This is a genomic window from Pseudomonas huaxiensis (genome assembly GCF_003231275.1).
Lineage (GTDB): Bacteria > Pseudomonadota > Gammaproteobacteria > Pseudomonadales > Pseudomonadaceae > Aquipseudomonas > Aquipseudomonas huaxiensis.
Window position 1 is genome coordinate 1 of sequence record NZ_QKVL01000024.1, and the last position, 17,426, is coordinate 17,426.

The following is a 17,426-nucleotide window of genomic DNA, read 5'->3' on the forward strand; positions in this document are numbered from 1 at the left end:
GGCCTACGACTTGCAAGCAAGTCTACATCTCGCGTCTTCGGCTGCGCCGAAGGATGCTGCGCATCTGCCCCTTCAGACACCTCCACTCGGCCTCCTGACGTCGCAATTTGTGGCGTCTGGACTTTCGCGTACGAAGATCAAGAGCGCCTTGGGGTACGCCTGTTAGTTAGATTCTGATTTCGAAGATCCGTCAGCCCAGACGCCGCCCGTAACTTCGCGACTTCAGGAGGCCGAGCGGAGGTGCCTGTAGGGGCAGGTGCGAAGCACCCTTCGGCGTAGCCGAAGACGCGAGATGTAGACTTGCTTGCAAGTCGTAGGCCGCGTGGCCCCGAAAGGCGCCGTAGCGAGGGGACCCGAAGCGCAGCGTAGGGCCGGATGCGGGAGCGAGCGGTTTTGCCTACTTTTTCCAAGAAAAAAGTCGGCCGCCGTAAGGGCGGAAGGGGCCGGCAGCGGCGCCACATCCAACGGATAAGTTCACAGCCCCCAAGCCAAAGCCCATAAAAAAGCGGCAGGGAAACCCCCACCGCTTTTGCCTTTCACTTGAAACTTACCGCTTCAAGCTCGCAGCTTTACTTCACTTCTACCGCCAGGCTTTCGGCAATCTTGCTCTGCCAGATCGCAGGACCGGTGATGTGCACCGACTCACCTTTGCTGTCGACCGCGACAGTCACTGGCATGTCCTTGACCTCGAACTCGTAGATCGCTTCCATGCCCAGTTCGGCGAACGCCAGCACCTGGGATTTCTTGATCGCTTGAGCCACGAGGTACGCAGCGCCGCCGACGGCCATCAGGTAAACGGCCTTGTTGTCCTTGATCGCGTCGATCGCGGTCGGACCACGCTCGGACTTGCCGATCATGCCCAGCAGACCGGTCTGCTCGAGGATCTGGCGAGTGAACTTGTCCATGCGGGTTGCGGTGGTCGGACCGGCTGGGCCGACGACTTCTTCACGCACTGGATCGACCGGGCCGACGTAGTAGATGAAGCGACCTTTCAGATCGACCGGCAGCTCTTCGCCACGGTTGAGCATCTCGACCATGCGCTTGTGCGCAGCGTCGCGGCCGGTGAGCATCTTGCCGTTGAGCAGGACGGTCTCGCCCGGCTTCCAGCTCTGCACGTCTTCCGGGGTCAGGGTGTCGAGGTTGACGCGACGGGCCGACGGGCCGGCTTCCCAGACGATTTCCGGGTAGGCGTCCAGCGATGGCGCTTCCAGCTCGGCAGGGCCCGAACCGTCGAGGACGAAGTGGGCGTGACGGGTGGCGGCGCAGTTCGGGATCATGCAGACCGGCAGGGACGCTGCGTGGGTCGGGTAGTCCATGATCTTCACGTCGAGCACGGTGGTCAGGCCGCCGAGGCCCTGGGCACCGATGCCCAGCTGATTGACCTTGTCGAACAGCTCGAGGCGGATTTCCTCGATGCGGTTCTGCGGGCCACGGGCTTTCAGTTCGTGGATGTCGATGGACTCCATCAACACTTCCTTGGCCATGACCGCGGCTTTCTCGGCGGTGCCGCCGATGCCGATGCCGAGCATGCCAGGTGGGCACCAGCCGGCGCCCATGGTCGGAACGGTCTTCAGCACCCAGTCGACGATGGAGTCGGACGGGTTGAGCATGGCCATTTTCGACTTGTTCTCGGAACCGCCGCCTTTGGCCGCCACGTCCACTTCCACGGTGTTACCCGGGACGATGGAGTAGTGGATGACTGCCGGGGTGTTGTCCTTGGTGTTCTTGCGGGCACCGGCCGGGTCGGCCAGGATCGAGGCGCGCAGGACGTTTTCCGGCAGGTTGTAGGCGCGGCGCACGCCTTCGTTGATCATGTCGTCGACGCTCATGGTGGCGCCGTTCCAGCTCACATCCATGCCGACGCGGACGAACACGGTGACGATACCGGTGTCCTGGCAGATCGGGCGGTGGCCGGTGGCGCACATGCGCGAGTTGATCAGGATCTGGGCAATGGAATCGCGCGCGGCGGGCGACTCTTCACGCAGATAGGCTTCGTGCATCGCCTGGATGAAATCAACGGGGTGGTAGTACGAAATGAATTGCAGGGCATCGGCGACGCTCTGAATCAGGTCGTCTTGCTTGATCACGGTCATGCAGCGCGCTCCTCTTAAACACGGGAACATTCAATAAGGTATTCCGACGCGGACAGGCCGAGTTGTCGAAACGACCTTTCAGACGCGCCAGGACGGGGTGTCCGACGCAAAAAAGGCGCGGCAGTATAGCGCGGCTCGGCTTTTGGTACACGCGCCAGTGGTCCAACCATGGTCGGTTATCGCCCGGCATTGATCTTGCTGGTTTTGCTGCGAGCGCTGGCCTGTCTTGAGTAACAGGCTTAGGCTCTGTACGAAATGTATTCGAGCGAAGGCTAGGCAAGGCGAAAGCAGGCGAGGAAGCGGAGTTGACTGGTTGTCAATGAGCATTCCGAGCCTGTTTTCAACGCAGCATGGCCGAGTTCGGATGCGTTTCGTACAGAGCCTAGATTGGCCGAAGAATATTCCCAGGAGAAGAACAGCAATGCCCGAACTGCGTGTAGGCGAGCGCCACTGGTCGGTGGCGGCGGGCAGCAACCTGCTCGACGCCCTCAACGAGGCGGGTTGTGCCGTGCCTTATAGCTGCCGCGCCGGCAGTTGCCATGCCTGCCTGGTGCGCTGTCTCGACGGTGAACCCGCAGACGCCAGCCCGGAGGCGCTGAGCCTGGCGCAGCGGGATGCGGGCTGGCGGTTGTCCTGCCAATGCCGGGTCGAGATGGACCTGCGCGTGGCGTTGTTCGATCCGCACCGCGACGGTCAGCCGGCGCGGGTGCTGGCCGCCGACTGGCTGGGCGGCGAGGTGCTGCGCTTGCGCCTTCAACCGTTGAACGGCCTGCGCTATCAGGCGGGCCAGCACTTGCTGCTGTGGAATGCCGAGGGCGTGGCCCGGCCTTATTCGCTGGCCAGCGTGCCGGGCGAGGATCCGTATTTAGAGTTTCATATCGATTGCCGTCATCCCGGAGCGTTCTGTCGCTCGGCGCGGGCGTTTTCGGTGGGTATGGAACTGCGCCTGGGCGAACTGCGTGCCGGCGCGCTGCATTACGACCCGGACTGGCAGGAACGGCCGCTCTGGCTGCTGGCGGCGGGCACCGGGCTGGCGCCGTTGTGGGGCATTTTGCGCGAAGCGTTGCGTCAGGAGCACCGTGGGCCAATTCGTCTGTTGCACCTGGCGCGGGACCGGGACAGCCATTATTTGGCGTCGGCATTGCGGGAGAGGGCGGAGCAGCACCCGCAGGTGCAGGTTGAACTGGTGACGCCGGATGAGCTGCCGGCGGCCCTGGCCTCATTGAAGGTGCAGTCGCGGCAGACGGTGGCGCTGGTCTGCGGATCGCCGGGGAGTGTGGAGCAGTTTTCGCGGCGGTTGTTTCTGGCGGGTGTGCCGAGGAATCAGGTGTATTCGGATCTGTTTGTCGGGCATGCGTGATTTTCGGGGCCGCAAAGCGGCCCCAATACAGCCCCACTGGCCATAAACAAAAACGCCCGGCTCTAAGGCCGGGCGTTTTCATTTACAGCAGCCGGATCAAACCAGCGGGTCACCGACGTGCAGGATCTTCATGCCGTTGGTGCCACCGATGGTGTGGTAGCTGTCGCCCTTGGTCAGGATCACCCAGTCACCCTGCTTGACCACGCCGCGCTTCAGCAGCTCGTCCACCGCCGCTTGGCTGACCTGCTCCGGCGCCAGTGCGGCCGGGTCGAACGGCACGGTGTAGACGCCACGGAACATCGCCACGCGGGCCTGGGTCTCGCGGTGTGGAGAGAAGGCGAAGATCGGGATCGAGGAACGGATCCGCGACATGATCAGCGGGGTGTAGCCACTCTCGGTCAAGGCGATGATCGCCTTCACGCCCGGGAAGTGGTTGGCGGTGTACATGGCGGCCAGCGCGATGCTTTCGTCGCAGCGGCTGAACTGGGTGCCCATGCGGTGGCTGGAGGTCTTGCTGGTCGGGTGCTTTTCAGCGCCGAGGCAGATCCGCGCCATGGCCTGCACCGCTTCCAGCGGGTAGAGGCCGGCAGCACTTTCCGCGGAAAGCATGACGGCGTCGGTGTAGTCCAGCACGGCGTTGGAAACGTCGGACACTTCCGCGCGGGTCGGCATCGGGTTCTGGATCATCGACTCCATCATCTGGGTCGCAACGATCACAGCCTTGTTGTGGCGGCGCGAGTGCAGAATGATTTTCTTCTGGATGCCCACCAGCTCGGCGTCGCCGATTTCCACACCCAGGTCACCACGGGCAACCATCACCGCGTCACTGGCGCGGATCAGGCCGTCGAGGGTCTCGTCGTCGGCCACGGCTTCGGCACGTTCGATCTTGGCCACCAGCCAGGCGGTACCGCCGGACTCGTCACGCAGGCGACGGGCGTATTCCATGTCGGATGCATCGCGCGGGAAGGAAACGGCCAGGTAGTCCACGTCCATTTCCGCAGCCAGCTTGATGTCGGCTTTGTCTTTCTCGGTCAGGGCCGGCGCGGTCAGGCCGCCACCCTTGCGGTTGATGCCTTTGTGGTCCGACAGCGGGCCGCCGATCAGTACCACGCAGTGCAGCGAATCTTCGGTGGCGGTCTCGACGCGCATGACCACACGGCCGTCATCGAGCAGCAGTTCGTCGCCGACGCCGCAGTCCTTGACCAGATCCGGATAGTCGATGCCGACGATTTCCTGAGTACCGGCAGTCAGCGGGTGTGCGGTGGAGAAGGTGAAGCGGTCACCGACCTTCAGTTCGATACGCTTGTTGGCGAACTTGGCGATACGGATCTTCGGACCTTGCAGGTCGCCCAGCAGCGCCACATGGCGGCCGTGGCGAGCGGCGATTTCACGGATCAGCACGGCGCGAGCCTTGTGCTCGTCCGGGGTGCCGTGAGAGAAGTTCAGGCGGGCGACATCCAGGCCGGCAAGGATCAGTTGTTCGATCACTTCCGGTGAATTGCTGGCGGGGCCAAGGGTGGCGACGATTTTGGTACGGCGGATGGTCATGCACAGACTCCTGTAGTGAAGCGCAGCGAAAGGCTACTCCTGAAAAACGCTGTAGTCATTGTTCCTTTGCACTACCTTGGGAGGGGTGTGGGTGGCGTTTGAACGGCCATCACGGGCGTTGTCGGGCCACTGCAGTCAAACCTGACAGCGGCTATAGATTTGTAGGAAAACGCCGATATAGTGCTCAGCAAAGGAGAACCCCCATGCGAGCCCTGATCATCCTGGCGCTGGCGACCAGCGTCGTCGGTTGCACCCGCTGGTCCATGGACCATCATCTGAACAACGCCTACCGGGCTTACGACCGGGGCGATTGCGAGCGCGTCATGCTGGAGCTGTCGCAGGTCGACCGTACCAGCCGCGCGCGTCCGTTCATTCACCCGGAAGCCTCGATGCTGCGCGGCCAGTGCCTGGAGCGACAAAAGCTGTTCGTCGACGCGGCGCAGACCTACCAGTTCATCATTCAGCAGTACCCGCAGAACGAATACGCCTACCGCGCCCGCGCGCGTCTGGAGACCCTGGAGCAGTTGGGGCATTACCGCGCCGGTGAAGCAGCGGTGACCCATCCGGTGGGCGTGACGCCTCTTCGCTGATAAGCGCCGGGGCATTTTTGCGGTGGAACCTTTGTACCAGTCTGCGCTACTCTGATTGAAACAGACTGTGTACAAAGAGTTCACATCTGTACAAGAGCGGCACTAGCGCGACCCTGCTCAAAGGGTCATCCATTGCGATCCTCGCCATGCATACAGAGCGCCGAATAGAGCGTCACCTGCTCCCCTGTTTCCTCAAGGTATTCAACCGCTTCACGGATCAGCCCATTGGTTACCTGGGCAATGCTTCGGAAGACGGCCTGATGCTGATCAGCAACCTGCCACTGCTGGTCGGCCCTGACTTCGAACTTCAACTCAGGATCCCGAGCCGCACCGACGGGGTCCAGCGGGTCAACCTCACTGCCAGTTGTCTGTGGTGCCACGAGGACGAAAGTCCAGGCTTCTACGATTCCGGTTTCATGTTGTTGCAGGCGCCGCGGGAGTACGAACAGTTGGTGGAAGCCCTGCGCGGCTACTTCAGTTTCCGCCCGTTGAGCGCGTCGGCTTGAGTTAGACTTCGGCGATTTCCCCGTTCAGGACGAGGCCCGCCGTGAGCTCCATTTTCTGGCACGACTACGAAACCACCGGCATCAACCCACGCTGCGACCGGCCCTTGCAGGTCGCAGGCGTGCGTACCGATCTGGACCTCAACGAGATCGAGGCTCCGGTCAATCTCTTCTGCCAGCCCAGCGACGATATTCTGCCGCACCCGGCTGCGTGTCTGATCACCGGTATCAGTCCGGCGCAACTGGCCAGGGACGGCTTGGCCGAAGCCGATTTCATGACCCGGGTGCATGCCGAGCTGTCCCGGCCTGGTACCTGTGGCGCGGGCTACAACACGCTGCGCTTTGACGATGAAGTGACGCGCTACAGCCTTTATCGCAACTTCTTCGACCCGTACGCCCGTGAGTGGCAGGGCGGCAATACCCGCTGGGACCTCATCGACACGGTGCGCACTGCCTATGCCCTGCGCCCGGAAGGTTTTCAATGGCCGGAGGTGGACGGCAAGGTCAGCCTGCGTCTGGAACTGCTCAGCGCGGCCAACGGCATCGAGCATGGCCAGGCGCACGAAGCGCTCTCGGATGTGCGAGCCACCATCGCCCTGGCCCGTTTGATCCGGGAGAAACAACCGCGTCTCTACGACTGGTTGTTTGCCCTGCGCAGTAAACAGAAAGTCCTCGACCAGATTCGCCTGTTGCAGCCCCTGGTACATATTTCCGGACGCTTCTCGGCCGCGCGTAATTATCTGGGGGTGGTGCTACCGCTGGGCTGGCACCCGGCTAATCGCAACGCACTGATTGTTTGTGATCTTCATCAGAGCATTGAGCCGCTGTTGACAGAGGATTCCGAAGTATTGCGTCAGCGTTTATACACGCGACGTGAGGAAATGCCTGACGGACAACTGTCGGTTCCCCTCAAGTTGGTACACGTCAACCGTTGCCCGGTGCTGGCACCATTGGCGGTATTGCGCGCTGAAGATCAGCAGCGTTTAGGGCTGGATATGTCTGACTTGCTACGGCGCAGTGAACAGCTGATTGCCGCGAAAGCGCAGTGGGAGAATAAATTGGCGTCAATTTATTCTGCTGGTGAGTTCGCTGCGAGCGAAGACCCGGAACAACAGCTATATGACGGATTCTTTGGCGATCGTGATCGACGTTTGTGCGAGCAGGTGCGCAGTGTCGACCCACAACAATTGGCCGGTGAGCGCTGGATGTTCGATGACTCGCGGTTGTCCGAGTTGTTGTTCCGATATAGGGCCAGGAACTTTCCGGCGACCCTTAGTGAACAAGAGCAGTTGCAATGGCGTGAATTCTGCCGGCAGCGCCTGACCAATGAAGCGATGGGCGCACCGCATACGCTGGCGGCGTTCGAAACCGCTTTGGCGCAGGCGCTAGGGGATGTTGACGGCGCGAAACGAGTGTTGCTGGAGGAGTGGCGCAGCCACGCGCAAGCGTTGAAACAACGATTGGCGCTATAAGATGTGTAAAGGATAGGTAAATAAAAAAACGCCAGCGATGCTGGCGTTTTTCATGAATCCGCAAGGCAGGAAGCGGGAATTAACCCAGCAGGGTTGCCCAGCCTTCAACAACATCACCGCCCCACTTGGCTTTCCACTCTTTCAAGGTTTTGTGGTTGCCGCCTTTGGTTTCGATGACTTCGCCGTTGTGCGGGTTCTTGTATTGCTTGACCTTGCGCGCGCGCTTGGTGCCGGCTGGTTTAGCTGCGGTGCTACGAGGTGCCTTGTTCAGTTTGGCTTCCGGATCCAGCAGGGCAATGACGTCACGCAGGGATTTGCCGTAGGCCCCCATCAGCTCACGCAGCTTCTTTTCGAATTCCAGTTCGGTCTGCAGCTTGCCGTCTTCAGACAGATTCTTCAGGCGGGTTTGCAGTTCTTTGATGGCTTCTTCGGTCGCGCGATACTCGTTGATCAGGGACATGCGGCATTCCTTGGATTAGGTAGTTCGGGATAAACAGTGGGGCAATAATAGTCAGACAATGTGACCAAGTAAACATACAAGTGCGAGGGGATTTCAATGTTTGTTTGCTACGGCAGATTGTAGAGATAGAAATTTACAAATGTGTGCGGCGGAAAATACCCAACTTTTTAATCCATCGGTCGTTTCCGGGCGATGTTGTGCCCCGTCTTCGGGCATGCCGCGGATGAGGCCGGACGTCACATCAATACTGTTGTTTTGCCGGGCAATCGTTAGAATGTGCGCCTTTGCGAGTTTCTGGAGCCCCCTGCATGCGTACCTATCGGCTGGTGATCGCTTGTCCTGACCGTGTCGGCATTGTCGCCAAAGTCAGTAATTTCCTGGCGTCCCACAATGGCTGGATCAACGAAGCGAACCATCACTCCGATGACCAGAGCGGCTGGTTCTTCATGCGTCACGAAATCCGTGCCGATACCCTGCCATTCGATATCGAAGGCTTCCGCGAGGCGTTCGCGCCAATCGCCGAAGAATTCTCGATGACCTGGCGGATTACCGACACCGACCAGAAGAAACGTGTCGTGCTGATGGCCAGCCGCGAGTCCCACTGCCTGGCCGACCTGCTGCACCGCTGGCACAGCAATGAGCTGGATTACGATATTCCCTGCGTGATTTCCAACCACAACGACCTGCGCAGCATGGTCGAGTGGCACGGCATTCCGTTCTTCCACGTACCGGTCGATCCGAAAGACAAACAACCGGCTTTCGCCGAAGTGTCGCGCCTGGTCAAGGAACACCGTGCCGATGTCGTGGTGCTGGCGCGCTACATGCAGATCCTGCCGCCGCAGTTGTGCCAGGAATATGCCCAGCAGGTCATCAACATCCACCACAGCTTCCTGCCGTCCTTCGTTGGCGCCAAACCGTATCACCAGGCGTCCTTGCGCGGTGTGAAGCTGATCGGCGCGACGTGCCACTATGTCACCGAAGAGCTGGACGCCGGTCCGATCATCGAGCAGGACGTAGTGCGTGTCAGCCACAGCGACAGTATCGAAGACATGGTGCGTTTCGGCCGTGACGTCGAGAAGATGGTGCTGGCCCGCGGCCTGCGTTATCACCTGGAAGACCGCGTGCTGGTGCACGGCAACAAGACTGTGGTCTTCAACTGACAGCACGAGGGCGGTGCGATGCGTGATCCTCTGGATAAAGCCGCCGCCCATGCCCCGCCTACCCTGGGCGAGGGCTGCCTGAGTCGTTACGACCCTGACGCGCTGAGCAGCGAGGATGGCACCGAGTTTCCCGGTGCCGCCGAGCTGTGGCAGGCGCAGTTAGCGGGTGATGCGCTCGAGCAGCGGTCGACCGAGCAGCCAGAGGAACACTGGCCCGCCGGCGACCAGGTAGAAGTAGTAGGTCACCACCCGCCAGACCAGCACCGCCGCCGCCGCCGTTGATTTGCCCACCATGGGCGTCAGCAGCGTGGCCGAAGTCAGCTCTGCGGCGCCGGCTCCCCCGGGCAGCAGACTGACTTGCCCGGCGCTCAACGAGAGCACCTGCACCAGGAAGCTCGTTATCCACTGCAGATTTCCGCCCAGCCCGATCAATACCAGATACAGCACGCTGTAGCGCAGCGCCCAGTGCAGGCAGGTCAGGCCGAACACCAGCGCGAGGACGCGCCGTGGCAGGCGCAGGGTGGCCCGGAAGGCGCGGAAGAAATGCAGCAGGCGCCGCGCCCAGCGACGCCGGGTCAGGGGCGAAACCTTCACGCGCTTTAACAGCCAGCCGTTGAACCGCATCACCCCCCGTCGCCAGCGCACCAGCACCAGGCCCAGTCCCAAGGTGGCCAGCATCAATACCGCGCTGCTGATCAGCAGCCCTTCAAGACTGCGATTGAAGCTGTGGAACAGGGTGTAGACGACGATTCCCAGGACGGCGAAGAGGAAGAACAGCAAGTCGTTCAGCTGATCCATGGCGAACACCGCGCCGCTGTGGGCCGGGCGCACCCGGTCGCGGGACAGCAGCGCCATCAGGGTCAGCGGCCCGCCGCTGCCACCCGGCGTGGAGCAGATGGCGAACTCGGTAGCCATGATCACGCCGAGGCTGCGCAGCCGACTGATCTTCTCGCCCTGGCTGCCCAGTAACAGACGCAGGCGCATGGCGTTGAGGGTCCAGCACAGCACGATCATGCCGAATAGCGCCAACAGCAGACCGGGCGGGAAACTGCGCAGCCGCGGCAGCAGTTCGCTGCCGCCGAGCACGACTGGCACCAGCGCCGCCATGACCAGCGCCGCCAGCAACCAGCCGATGCGATTCACGGGCCGGGCCTGCTGGCCAGCCAGGCCATCTTGGTCATGGGCGTGCGCCCGTCCGCCAGCAGGCGTTGCAGTGCCTGCAGCCAATAGCGCCGGGAGAAACCGTGGCGCATGTCCACCGGGTGCAGGCCGAGGCGAAGGGTGTTGGCCTGTTGCTGGCGGCTTTCCTGATACGTGCAGACCATTTTCGACAGGCCCCGGCGCCAGGCACTGCGAGCGCTCCAGACCAGACCCGGGGCTTTCACCGTGCTGAAATCGGGAAGGCGATATAAATGCTGCGGATCGCTGGTGTAGTGCAGCGGCAGTTTGCGCAGCGCCTGCCGCGTGCCTTCGCTCATCAGCCAGGCGGGTGCGACGAAGCCGCTCAGGGGCCAGTCCATCCGCTCGAACACCTCGATCCCGGCGCTCAGCCGTTGTAAGGCCTGATCCTGATCGAGGCTGTGGAACTCGCCTTCCCAGGTATAGATACGGCGCATGAAGTACTCGCCGGGCGAACGCGGCGGCGGGCCGTCGTCGGCGTGGTAGTAGCCGTGCAGGGCCAGCTCGTCGCCACGGGCCAGGCGCTGATCCATGACGCGGCGAAAGTCGGGGGCGTTTTCCAGCGCGTTGCACTTATGGAAGTCGGGTACCACCAGCAAGGTCATGGGAATGTTGCCGAGGGCGTCCACCGCCTCGACAAAGGGCTGATAATCCGGCCAGGTCTGCGGCGCCACATCGTGCAGCACCAGCAACACACTGCGCTCGGGGGCGGAATTGGAATCAGGCATGGGCGCGTACCGGCAGGTTGCTGTAGCCGAGCACGGCCCGGTAATGCTCCAGCAGGCCGCTGACCACGCTATCCCAGCTGTAATGCTGTTCCACATGCAGGCGCGCCCGCTGGCCGAGGACGGTCACATTTCGCTCGAACACTTCGGTCACGGCGGTGGCCATCGCCTGCCCGTCGCCCGGGGCGCAGAGTTGGCCGCAGCCGGGATCGACAATCTCGCGAAACGCCCCGGCCGCCACCGCCACCACCGGAATGGCGCTGGCCATCGCTTCGAGGATCACCAGGCCAAAGGTCTCCTGATCGCCGGCGTGTACCAGCAGGTCGGCGCTGGCCAGCAGCCGCGCCACTTCGCTGGCCGGGCGGAAGTGATCGAAGACGGTGACGTTGTCCGGCACATGGGCGGGCATATGCGAACCCACCAGCAACAGGTGATACGGCTTGCCCAGGCGCTGGATGCAGTCCAGCAGCACCGGCAGGTTCTTCTCCCGCGAACCGCGCCCGGCGAACACCAGCAGGCGGGTGTCGTCCGGCACGCCCAATTCGGCGCGCAGGCCCGGATCGCGATGGTCTGGATGGAAGGTGACGAGATCGACCCCGAGGCGCTGCACATGGACATTGTCGATGCCAAGCCTGCGCAGCTTGCTGGCCATCACCTGGCTGGGCGCCAGGACCCGGTCGAAATTGCCGTAGAGCTTGCTGACATAGGCTTCGACGTTGGGGGTGAACCAGTTGCCCATGCGGTTGCTTACCAGCAGCGGCAGGTCGGAGTGGTAGAAGCCGATCACGGGCACATCCAGGCGCCGGCGCGCGCCGAGCGCGGCCCAGGCGGTGAGGTAGGGGTCACCGACCTCGATGAGGTCCGGTTGCAGTTCGTGCAACACGTTGCACCAGGGTGCAAGGCGCAGGGGAAAGCGATAACCGTTGCCGAAGGGCAGGGGAGGTGCGGGGACTTCGTGGATGCCGTTGTGCTGGCAGGCGCTGGCGCCGGGGATCAACAGGCTGTGGCGCACGTTCGGGGTCAGCCCAAGGCGTCGATGTTTGGCATCAAGATAGGTACGCACTCCGCCGCTGGCGGGGGCGTAGAACATGGTGATGTCCGCGATATGCACGATCAGCATCCCTCCGGGATCGTCTTCAGAGACTGTCATCCGGCGTACTGGCTGCCGCGATGACGCGCCCTAAGGTTGACCTTTCATAAGGATAGTTTGTTCGATCGGCGATCAAGGGCCCGGCGGCATTGCGCCGCCGGGTGGGGGGAGGGTCAGATGCGGAAGCTGCCGACCAGATGCTTCAGGCGACCGGCCTGTTCTTCCAGATCGGAACAGGCGCGCAGAGTCGATTGCAGGTTCTCGACGCCTTCCTGGTTGAGCATGTTGATTTCGTTGATGTCCATGTTGATCGAGTCGACCACGGCGGTCTGCTCTTCGGTCGCGGTGGCGACCGACTGGTTCATGCCGTCGATCTCGCCGATGCGCAGGGTCACGCTGTTCAGGCGCTCGCCGGCCTGGTTGGCGATGGACACGCTGTCGTGGCTGTGGCGTTGGCTCTGGCCCATGGTTTCCACCGACTCGCGGGCGCCGACCTGCAGTTCCTCGATCATGCCCTGCACTTGCTGCGCCGACTCCTGGGTGCGGTGAGCCAGGTTGCGCACCTCGTCGGCGACCACCGCGAAGCCGCGACCGGCTTCACCGGCACGCGCGGCCTCAATGGCGGCGTTCAGCGCCAGCAGGTTGGTCTGCTGGGAAATGCTGGTGATCACTTCGAGGATCTGACCGATGTTCACGGTCTTGCTGTTCAGCGTCTCGATGTGGCTGCTGGACGTGGAAATCATGTCCGACAGACGGTTCATCGCCTGAATGCTGCGGTCCACGACCTGTTGGCCTTCTTCCGCCAGGTGCCGCGCGGAGCTTGCCTGTTGCGACGCCTGGGCGGCGTTGTGGGCAATTTCCTGGGCGGCCGCACCGAGCTCGTTGATCGCCGCGGCGACACTGTTGGTGCGGTTGGTCTGCTCGTCGGAGTTGACCATCGACGAGTTCGAGGCACTGACCACGCGCAGGGCCACTTCGTTGACGTGCTCGGTGGCCGAGGCTACTTCGCGGATCGACTCGTGGATACGCCCGACGAAGTGGTTGAAGGCCTTGCCGAGCATGCCGAATTCGTCGTGGTTGTGGATGTTCAGGCGGCGGGTCAGATCGCCCTCGCCCTGGGCAATGCCTTCCATCGCTCGGATCATGGTGTGCAGCGGGCGCATCAGGGCACTGATCAGCAAGCCCAGCAGACCGATGATGAAGCCAACCGCAACAATGGTGGCAACGACCGCCGAGGTGCGGAACTTGCTCAGCATTGCGTAGGCTTTGTCCTTATCTACGGACAGACCGATGTACCAGTTCGCCGACGGCAAGCCCTTCACCGGGGTGAAGCTGAGGATACGGGTCTTGCCGTCGAGTTCGACTTCAACCGGATCCTTGCTCAGGCGCGGCGTGTTCTGCGGGAACACGTCGGTCATCGACTTCATCGTCAGGTCTTTGTTCGGGTGGACCAGAATCTTGCCTTGGTCGTTGACCAGGAAGGCGTAGCCCATGCCGCCGAAGTTCAGCGAGTTGATGATTTCCACCAGGCCATCCAGCGCCAGGTCGCCACCCACTACACCGACTTGCGGCGAGACCGGCGAAACGATGGAGATCACCATCTTGCCGGTACTCATGTCGATATAGGGTTCGGTCAGGATGGTCTTGCCGGCGGCCAGGCCGTCCTTGTACCAGGGACGGACGCGCGGGTCATAGCCGTCCGGCATTTTCATCAAGGGACGAATGGTGAAATCACCATTGGGGTGACCCAGGTAAATAGTGAGGAAACTTGAAGTCAGTGCTTTCTGGCCGAGCAGGTTGCCGGCATTCTGCGGGTCGGCGGCAATGTTCTGAACAGCACTTTCTACCAGGAGCATCCGGCCATCGAAGAGGTTCTTGATGTTGGTTGCCGTGGTATCGCCCATTTCCTGAAGATAGTTCTCCAGGTTTTCGCGAATCGCATTACGCTGCAAGTAATCGTTGTACAGCGTAAAGAGCGAGAACGCGATCATCACGATCAGCGAGGCGGCCAACAATATCTTGTGGCTGAAACGGAGGTTTTTGTTCATGGCGTGTTGGGTCCGCTAAGGTCTTGAAGTTCGGGTCGTTCGCACGAAAGAGCAGCTTTGAAGCCGCGTATGTCCCCTATCCGTGTCGGGTTTTTCCTCACTTTCAGGTAATCAATCACACTTCGGTATCGGCTGAGTCGTACCAAAGCTTTAAATGGAGGATGAAAAAACATGCCAGATTCTTCGCAATTCGTGATTGGTAGCGACCTGGGTGGAAAACCCGTGTCGCAGGCCATGCGTCTGGCCAACCGCCATGGCTTGGTGGCCGGTGCCACCGGTACTGGCAAGACCGTGACCCTGCAACATCTGGCCGAGGCGTTCAGCGATGCCGGGGTGGCGGTATTTGCCGCAGACGTCAAGGGCGACCTGTGTGGCCTCGGTGCGGTGGGCAAGCCCGAAGGCAAGATCGCCGAGCGCATCGCCGGGATGCCTTTCCTCGATTACCAGGCGCAGGCGTACCCGGTAACCCTGTGGGACATTCACGGTCAGTCCGGCCATCCATTGCGCACGACCCTGAGTGAAATGGGCCCACTGTTACTGGGCAACCTGCTGGAACTGAACGACAGCCAGCAGGCCGCGCTGTATGCGGCGTTCAAGGTGGCCGACCGAGAAGGGCTGTTGCTGCTGGACATCAAGGACCTCAAGGCGCTGCTCGGTCACTTGAAGGACAACCCGCAAGTGCTCGGCGAAGACAGCGCACTGATGACCAGCGGTTCTTCTCAAGCGCTGCTGCGTCGGCTGGCAACCTTGGAGCAGCAGGGCGCCGAGGCGCTGTTCGGCGAGCCGGCGCTGCAACTGGAAGACCTGTTGCACCCCGCCGCAGATGGGCGTGGGCGGATTCATCTGCTCGATGCCAGCCGTCTGGTTCACGAGGCGCCCAAGGTCTATGCGACGTTCCTGCTGTGGCTGCTGGCCGAGTTGTTCGAGCAACTGCCGGAGCGCGGCGATGCCGATAAACCGTTGCTGGCGCTGTTCTTCGACGAAGCGCACCTGCTGTTCAATGGCACGCCCAAGGCATTGCAGGATCGGCTGGAGCAGGTGGTGCGGCTGATCCGCTCCAAGGGCGTCGGGGTGTATTTCGTCACGCAGTCGCCCGGCGACCTGCCGGACGATGTGCTGGCGCAGTTGGGCCTGCGGGTTCAGCACGGGCTGCGGGCGTTCACGGCCAAGGAGCAGAAGTCGCTGCGCGCGGTGGCGGATGGTTTCCGCCCAAACCCGGCGTTCGACACCCTGGCAGTGCTGACCGAACTGGGCATTGGCGAGGCGCTGGTCGGCACCCTGCAGGACAAGGGCACACCGGCGATGGTCGAGCGGGTGTTGATCGCGCCGCCGCAATCGCGGATCGGTCCGTTGAGCGAGGCCGAACGCGCTGCGCTGATTGCCGCGTCGCCATTGGCCGGGCGTTATGACAAGCCGATTGATCGCGAGTCCGCCTACGAAATGCTCACGGCGCGCAAGGGCGAGGCCCCCGACACGCCGGTGGCGGCACAGAAAGAAGAAGAGAGCCTGGCCGACAAGGCGGGTGAGTTCTTGCAAAGTGCGGCGGGGCAGGCAATCAAGTCTGCGGTGCGCCAGGCGGCGAACCAGTTTGGCCGGCAGTTGGTGCGCGGTTTGATGGGGTCGCTGCTGGGCAGCAAGCGTAAATAGTGTTTTCGCAGGCATGAAAAAGGCGTCCTTCGACGCCTTTTTCAGTGCGGTGAGTTTTAGCTGATGAACTTGGTCGCCAGCCAGAACAGTCCCGCCGCCAGGCCCATCGTGGCTGGCAGGGTCAGGACCCACGCCAGCAGGATGGTCTTGACCGTGCCGCCTTGCAGGCCGCTCTTGTTGGCGACCATGGTGCCGGCAACACCCGAGGACAGCACGTGGGTCGTCGATACCGGCAGGCTGAAGATGTTGGCCATGCCGATCGCGCAGGCTGCGGTGATCTGCGCCGACATGCCCTGGGCATAGGTCATGCCCTGCTTGCCGATCTTCTCGCCGATGGTCAGTACCACGCGCTTCCAGCCAACCATGGTGCCCAGGCCCAGCGCCAGGGCGACGGCCAGGATCACCCAGAACGGTGCGTATTCGGTAGTGGCGGTCAGGTCTTTACGCAGCTTGTCGAGGTCGGCTTTTTCACGGGGTTGCAGGACCGGCAGCTTGCCGACCTTCTTCGCCGTGTCGTCCAGGCAGAGCAGGTAGCGGCGTACTTCGACACGTTGCTCGGAGCTCAGGGCGCGGTAGTCGGTCACGCCTGCCAGCGACTGCTGCAGCGCGGCAATGGTCGGCTCGGTCTGGTGCGGGTTGCAGCTGAACTGCTCAGGCAGATCGCCCTTGGCGGCCTTGCCCAGGGCCAGGAATTCGCCCAGGGTTTCGTGGTTGCGCTCGTAGAACTGGCTCAGGTGCAGGGTTGCGTCGCGGGTCCGCTCGATCTGGTAGGTCGTGCTGTTGAGGTCCAGAACGAACTGCGCCGGAACGATACCGATCAGCACCAGCATGATCAGGCCAATACCTTTCTGGCCGTCGTTGGAGCCGTGCACGAAGCTCACGCCCATCGCGGACATGATCAGTACCAGGCGGTTCCAGAAGGGTGGGTGCTTCTTGTCGTCGAGCATGCGGCGCTGTTCTGGCGTCTTGTGCATCTTCGACAGCGGACGCCACCATTTCAGGCCCAGCAGCACCAGCGCGGCAACGACAAAGCCGGCCATTGGCGAGAGCACCAGCGACATGCCGATATCGATCGCTTTCTGCCAGTTGACCCCGTCACCCAACGGAATGTCGTTGATCAGGGCGTTGGCCAGGCCGACACCGAGGATCGAACCGATCAGGGTGTGGGAACTGGACGCCGGGATACCGAAATACCAGGTGCCCAGGTTCCAGGCGATGGCTGCGGCCAGCAGCGAGAAGACCATGGCCAGGCCGTGCCCGGTGTTCACGTTGATCAGCAGCTCGACCGGCAGCAGGTGAACGATGGCGTAGGCGACGCCGACGCCGCCCAGCAGTACCCCGAGGAAGTTGAAGATCCCGGAGGCGAAGACCGCCAGTTGAGGAGGCATGGCTTTGGTGTAGATGACTGTCGCAACCGCGTTTGCGGTGTCATGAAAGCCATTGATGAACTCGAAGGCGAGGACGAAGGTCAAGGCGAGCAGGAGACTCACCAGTACCCACGCATCAAGTCCGCTGAATAATTCGATCATGAAGGTTTTCTGACCCGGTCAT

14 protein-coding genes and 2 pseudogenes are annotated in these 17,426 nt (G+C 62.0%); 7 read left to right on the forward strand and 9 right to left on the reverse strand.

The annotated features are described in order from the left end of the window. Positions 1–569: 569 nt before the first annotated feature. Positions 570–2,093, reverse strand: coding sequence for a fumarate hydratase (locus DM374_RS21580; protein WP_095154747.1), 1,524 nt, complete (start codon positions 2,091–2,093; stop codon positions 570–572). 421 nt (positions 2,094–2,514) lie between these two features. Here DM374_RS21580 and DM374_RS21585 point away from each other — a divergent pair, with 421 nt between their 5' ends. Continuing rightward, positions 2,515–3,453 carry an iron-sulfur-binding ferredoxin reductase gene (locus tag DM374_RS21585; protein ID WP_110971725.1) on the forward strand — a complete coding sequence of 313 codons (939 nt, stop codon included), beginning with the start codon at positions 2,515–2,517 and terminating at the stop codon, positions 3,451–3,453. A 96-nt stretch (positions 3,454–3,549) separates the two neighbouring features. Here DM374_RS21585 and pyk read toward each other — a convergent pair whose 3' ends face one another. Next, complete coding sequence (gene pyk / locus DM374_RS21590) at positions 3,550–5,001, reverse strand: pyruvate kinase (protein WP_095154749.1); 1,452 nt, start codon at positions 4,999–5,001, stop codon at positions 3,550–3,552. 203 nt (positions 5,002–5,204) lie between these two features. Between pyk and DM374_RS21595 the strand changes: the two genes are divergently transcribed. The 3 genes from DM374_RS21595 (at position 5,205) to sbcB (ending at position 7,566) form a co-directional block, all read left to right on the forward strand. Next, positions 5,205–5,591, forward strand: a complete 387-nt coding sequence (locus tag DM374_RS21595; RefSeq protein ID WP_095154750.1) for a tol-pal system YbgF family protein — start codon at positions 5,205–5,207, stop codon at positions 5,589–5,591. Between the two features lie 146 nt (positions 5,592–5,737). Next, the gene (locus DM374_RS21600; protein WP_110971726.1) at positions 5,738–6,097 is read left to right on the forward strand and encodes a PilZ domain-containing protein; all 360 of its coding nucleotides are present in this window, start codon (positions 5,738–5,740) and stop codon (positions 6,095–6,097) included. 41 nt (positions 6,098–6,138) lie between these two features. Beyond that, positions 6,139–7,566, forward strand: a complete 1,428-nt coding sequence (gene sbcB, locus DM374_RS21605) for an exodeoxyribonuclease I (RefSeq protein ID WP_110971727.1) — start codon at positions 6,139–6,141, stop codon at positions 7,564–7,566. Positions 7,567–7,645: 79 nt separating this feature from the next. Here sbcB and mvaT read toward each other — a convergent pair whose 3' ends face one another. After that, a complete protein-coding gene (mvaT, locus tag DM374_RS21610; RefSeq protein WP_110971728.1) occupies positions 7,646–8,026 on the reverse strand; it encodes a histone-like nucleoid-structuring protein MvaT in 381 nt (126 codons plus the stop codon). Between the two features lie 308 nt (positions 8,027–8,334). On the opposite strand from mvaT, the gene purU reads away from it, so the two are divergent. After that, positions 8,335–9,186: a formyltetrahydrofolate deformylase gene (gene purU, locus DM374_RS21615; RefSeq protein WP_110971729.1), complete on the forward strand. Its 852-nt coding sequence runs from the start codon at positions 8,335–8,337 to the stop codon at positions 9,184–9,186. 18 nt (positions 9,187–9,204) lie between these two features. Further along, positions 9,205–9,468, forward strand: coding sequence for a hypothetical protein (locus DM374_RS34425; protein ID WP_404821362.1), 264 nt, complete (start codon positions 9,205–9,207; stop codon positions 9,466–9,468). On the opposite strand, the pseudogene DM374_RS21620 reads toward DM374_RS34425, so the two are convergent. The 5 genes and pseudogenes from DM374_RS21620 to DM374_RS34435 form a co-directional block, all read right to left on the reverse strand. Further along, positions 9,454–10,293 (reverse strand): annotated as a pseudogene (locus tag DM374_RS21620) (lysylphosphatidylglycerol synthase transmembrane domain-containing protein); the annotation flags it as partial. The gene DM374_RS34425 and the pseudogene DM374_RS21620 overlap by 15 nt on opposite strands. A gap of 32 nt (positions 10,294–10,325) precedes the next feature. Then, positions 10,326–11,093 (reverse strand): DUF2334 domain-containing protein, encoded by a 768-nt coding sequence (locus DM374_RS21625; RefSeq protein ID WP_110971731.1) that lies wholly within the window; start codon positions 11,091–11,093, stop codon positions 10,326–10,328. Next, complete coding sequence (locus DM374_RS21630; RefSeq protein WP_404821363.1) at positions 11,086–12,201, reverse strand: glycosyltransferase family 4 protein; 1,116 nt, start codon at positions 12,199–12,201, stop codon at positions 11,086–11,088. Before DM374_RS21630 ends, DM374_RS21625 begins: the two co-directional genes overlap by 8 nt. 152 nt (positions 12,202–12,353) lie before the next feature. Then, positions 12,354–13,118 carry a methyl-accepting chemotaxis protein gene (locus DM374_RS34430; protein WP_404821364.1) on the reverse strand — a complete coding sequence of 255 codons (765 nt, stop codon included), beginning with the start codon at positions 13,116–13,118 and terminating at the stop codon, positions 12,354–12,356. A 90-nt stretch (positions 13,119–13,208) separates the two neighbouring features. After that, positions 13,209–14,228, reverse strand: a pseudogene (locus DM374_RS34435) (cache domain-containing protein); the annotation flags it as partial. A 171-nt stretch (positions 14,229–14,399) separates the two neighbouring features. Between DM374_RS34435 and DM374_RS21640 the strand changes: the two are divergent. Then, positions 14,400–15,875 carry a helicase HerA-like domain-containing protein gene (locus tag DM374_RS21640; RefSeq protein WP_110971734.1) on the forward strand — a complete coding sequence of 492 codons (1,476 nt, stop codon included), beginning with the start codon at positions 14,400–14,402 and terminating at the stop codon, positions 15,873–15,875. A gap of 56 nt (positions 15,876–15,931) precedes the next feature. Here the strand turns inward: DM374_RS21640 and DM374_RS21645 are convergent, their stop codons facing one another. Continuing rightward, the gene (locus DM374_RS21645; RefSeq protein WP_095154760.1) at positions 15,932–17,404 is read right to left on the reverse strand and encodes an inorganic phosphate transporter; all 1,473 of its coding nucleotides are present in this window, start codon (positions 17,402–17,404) and stop codon (positions 15,932–15,934) included. Positions 17,405–17,426: the final 22 nt, after the last annotated feature.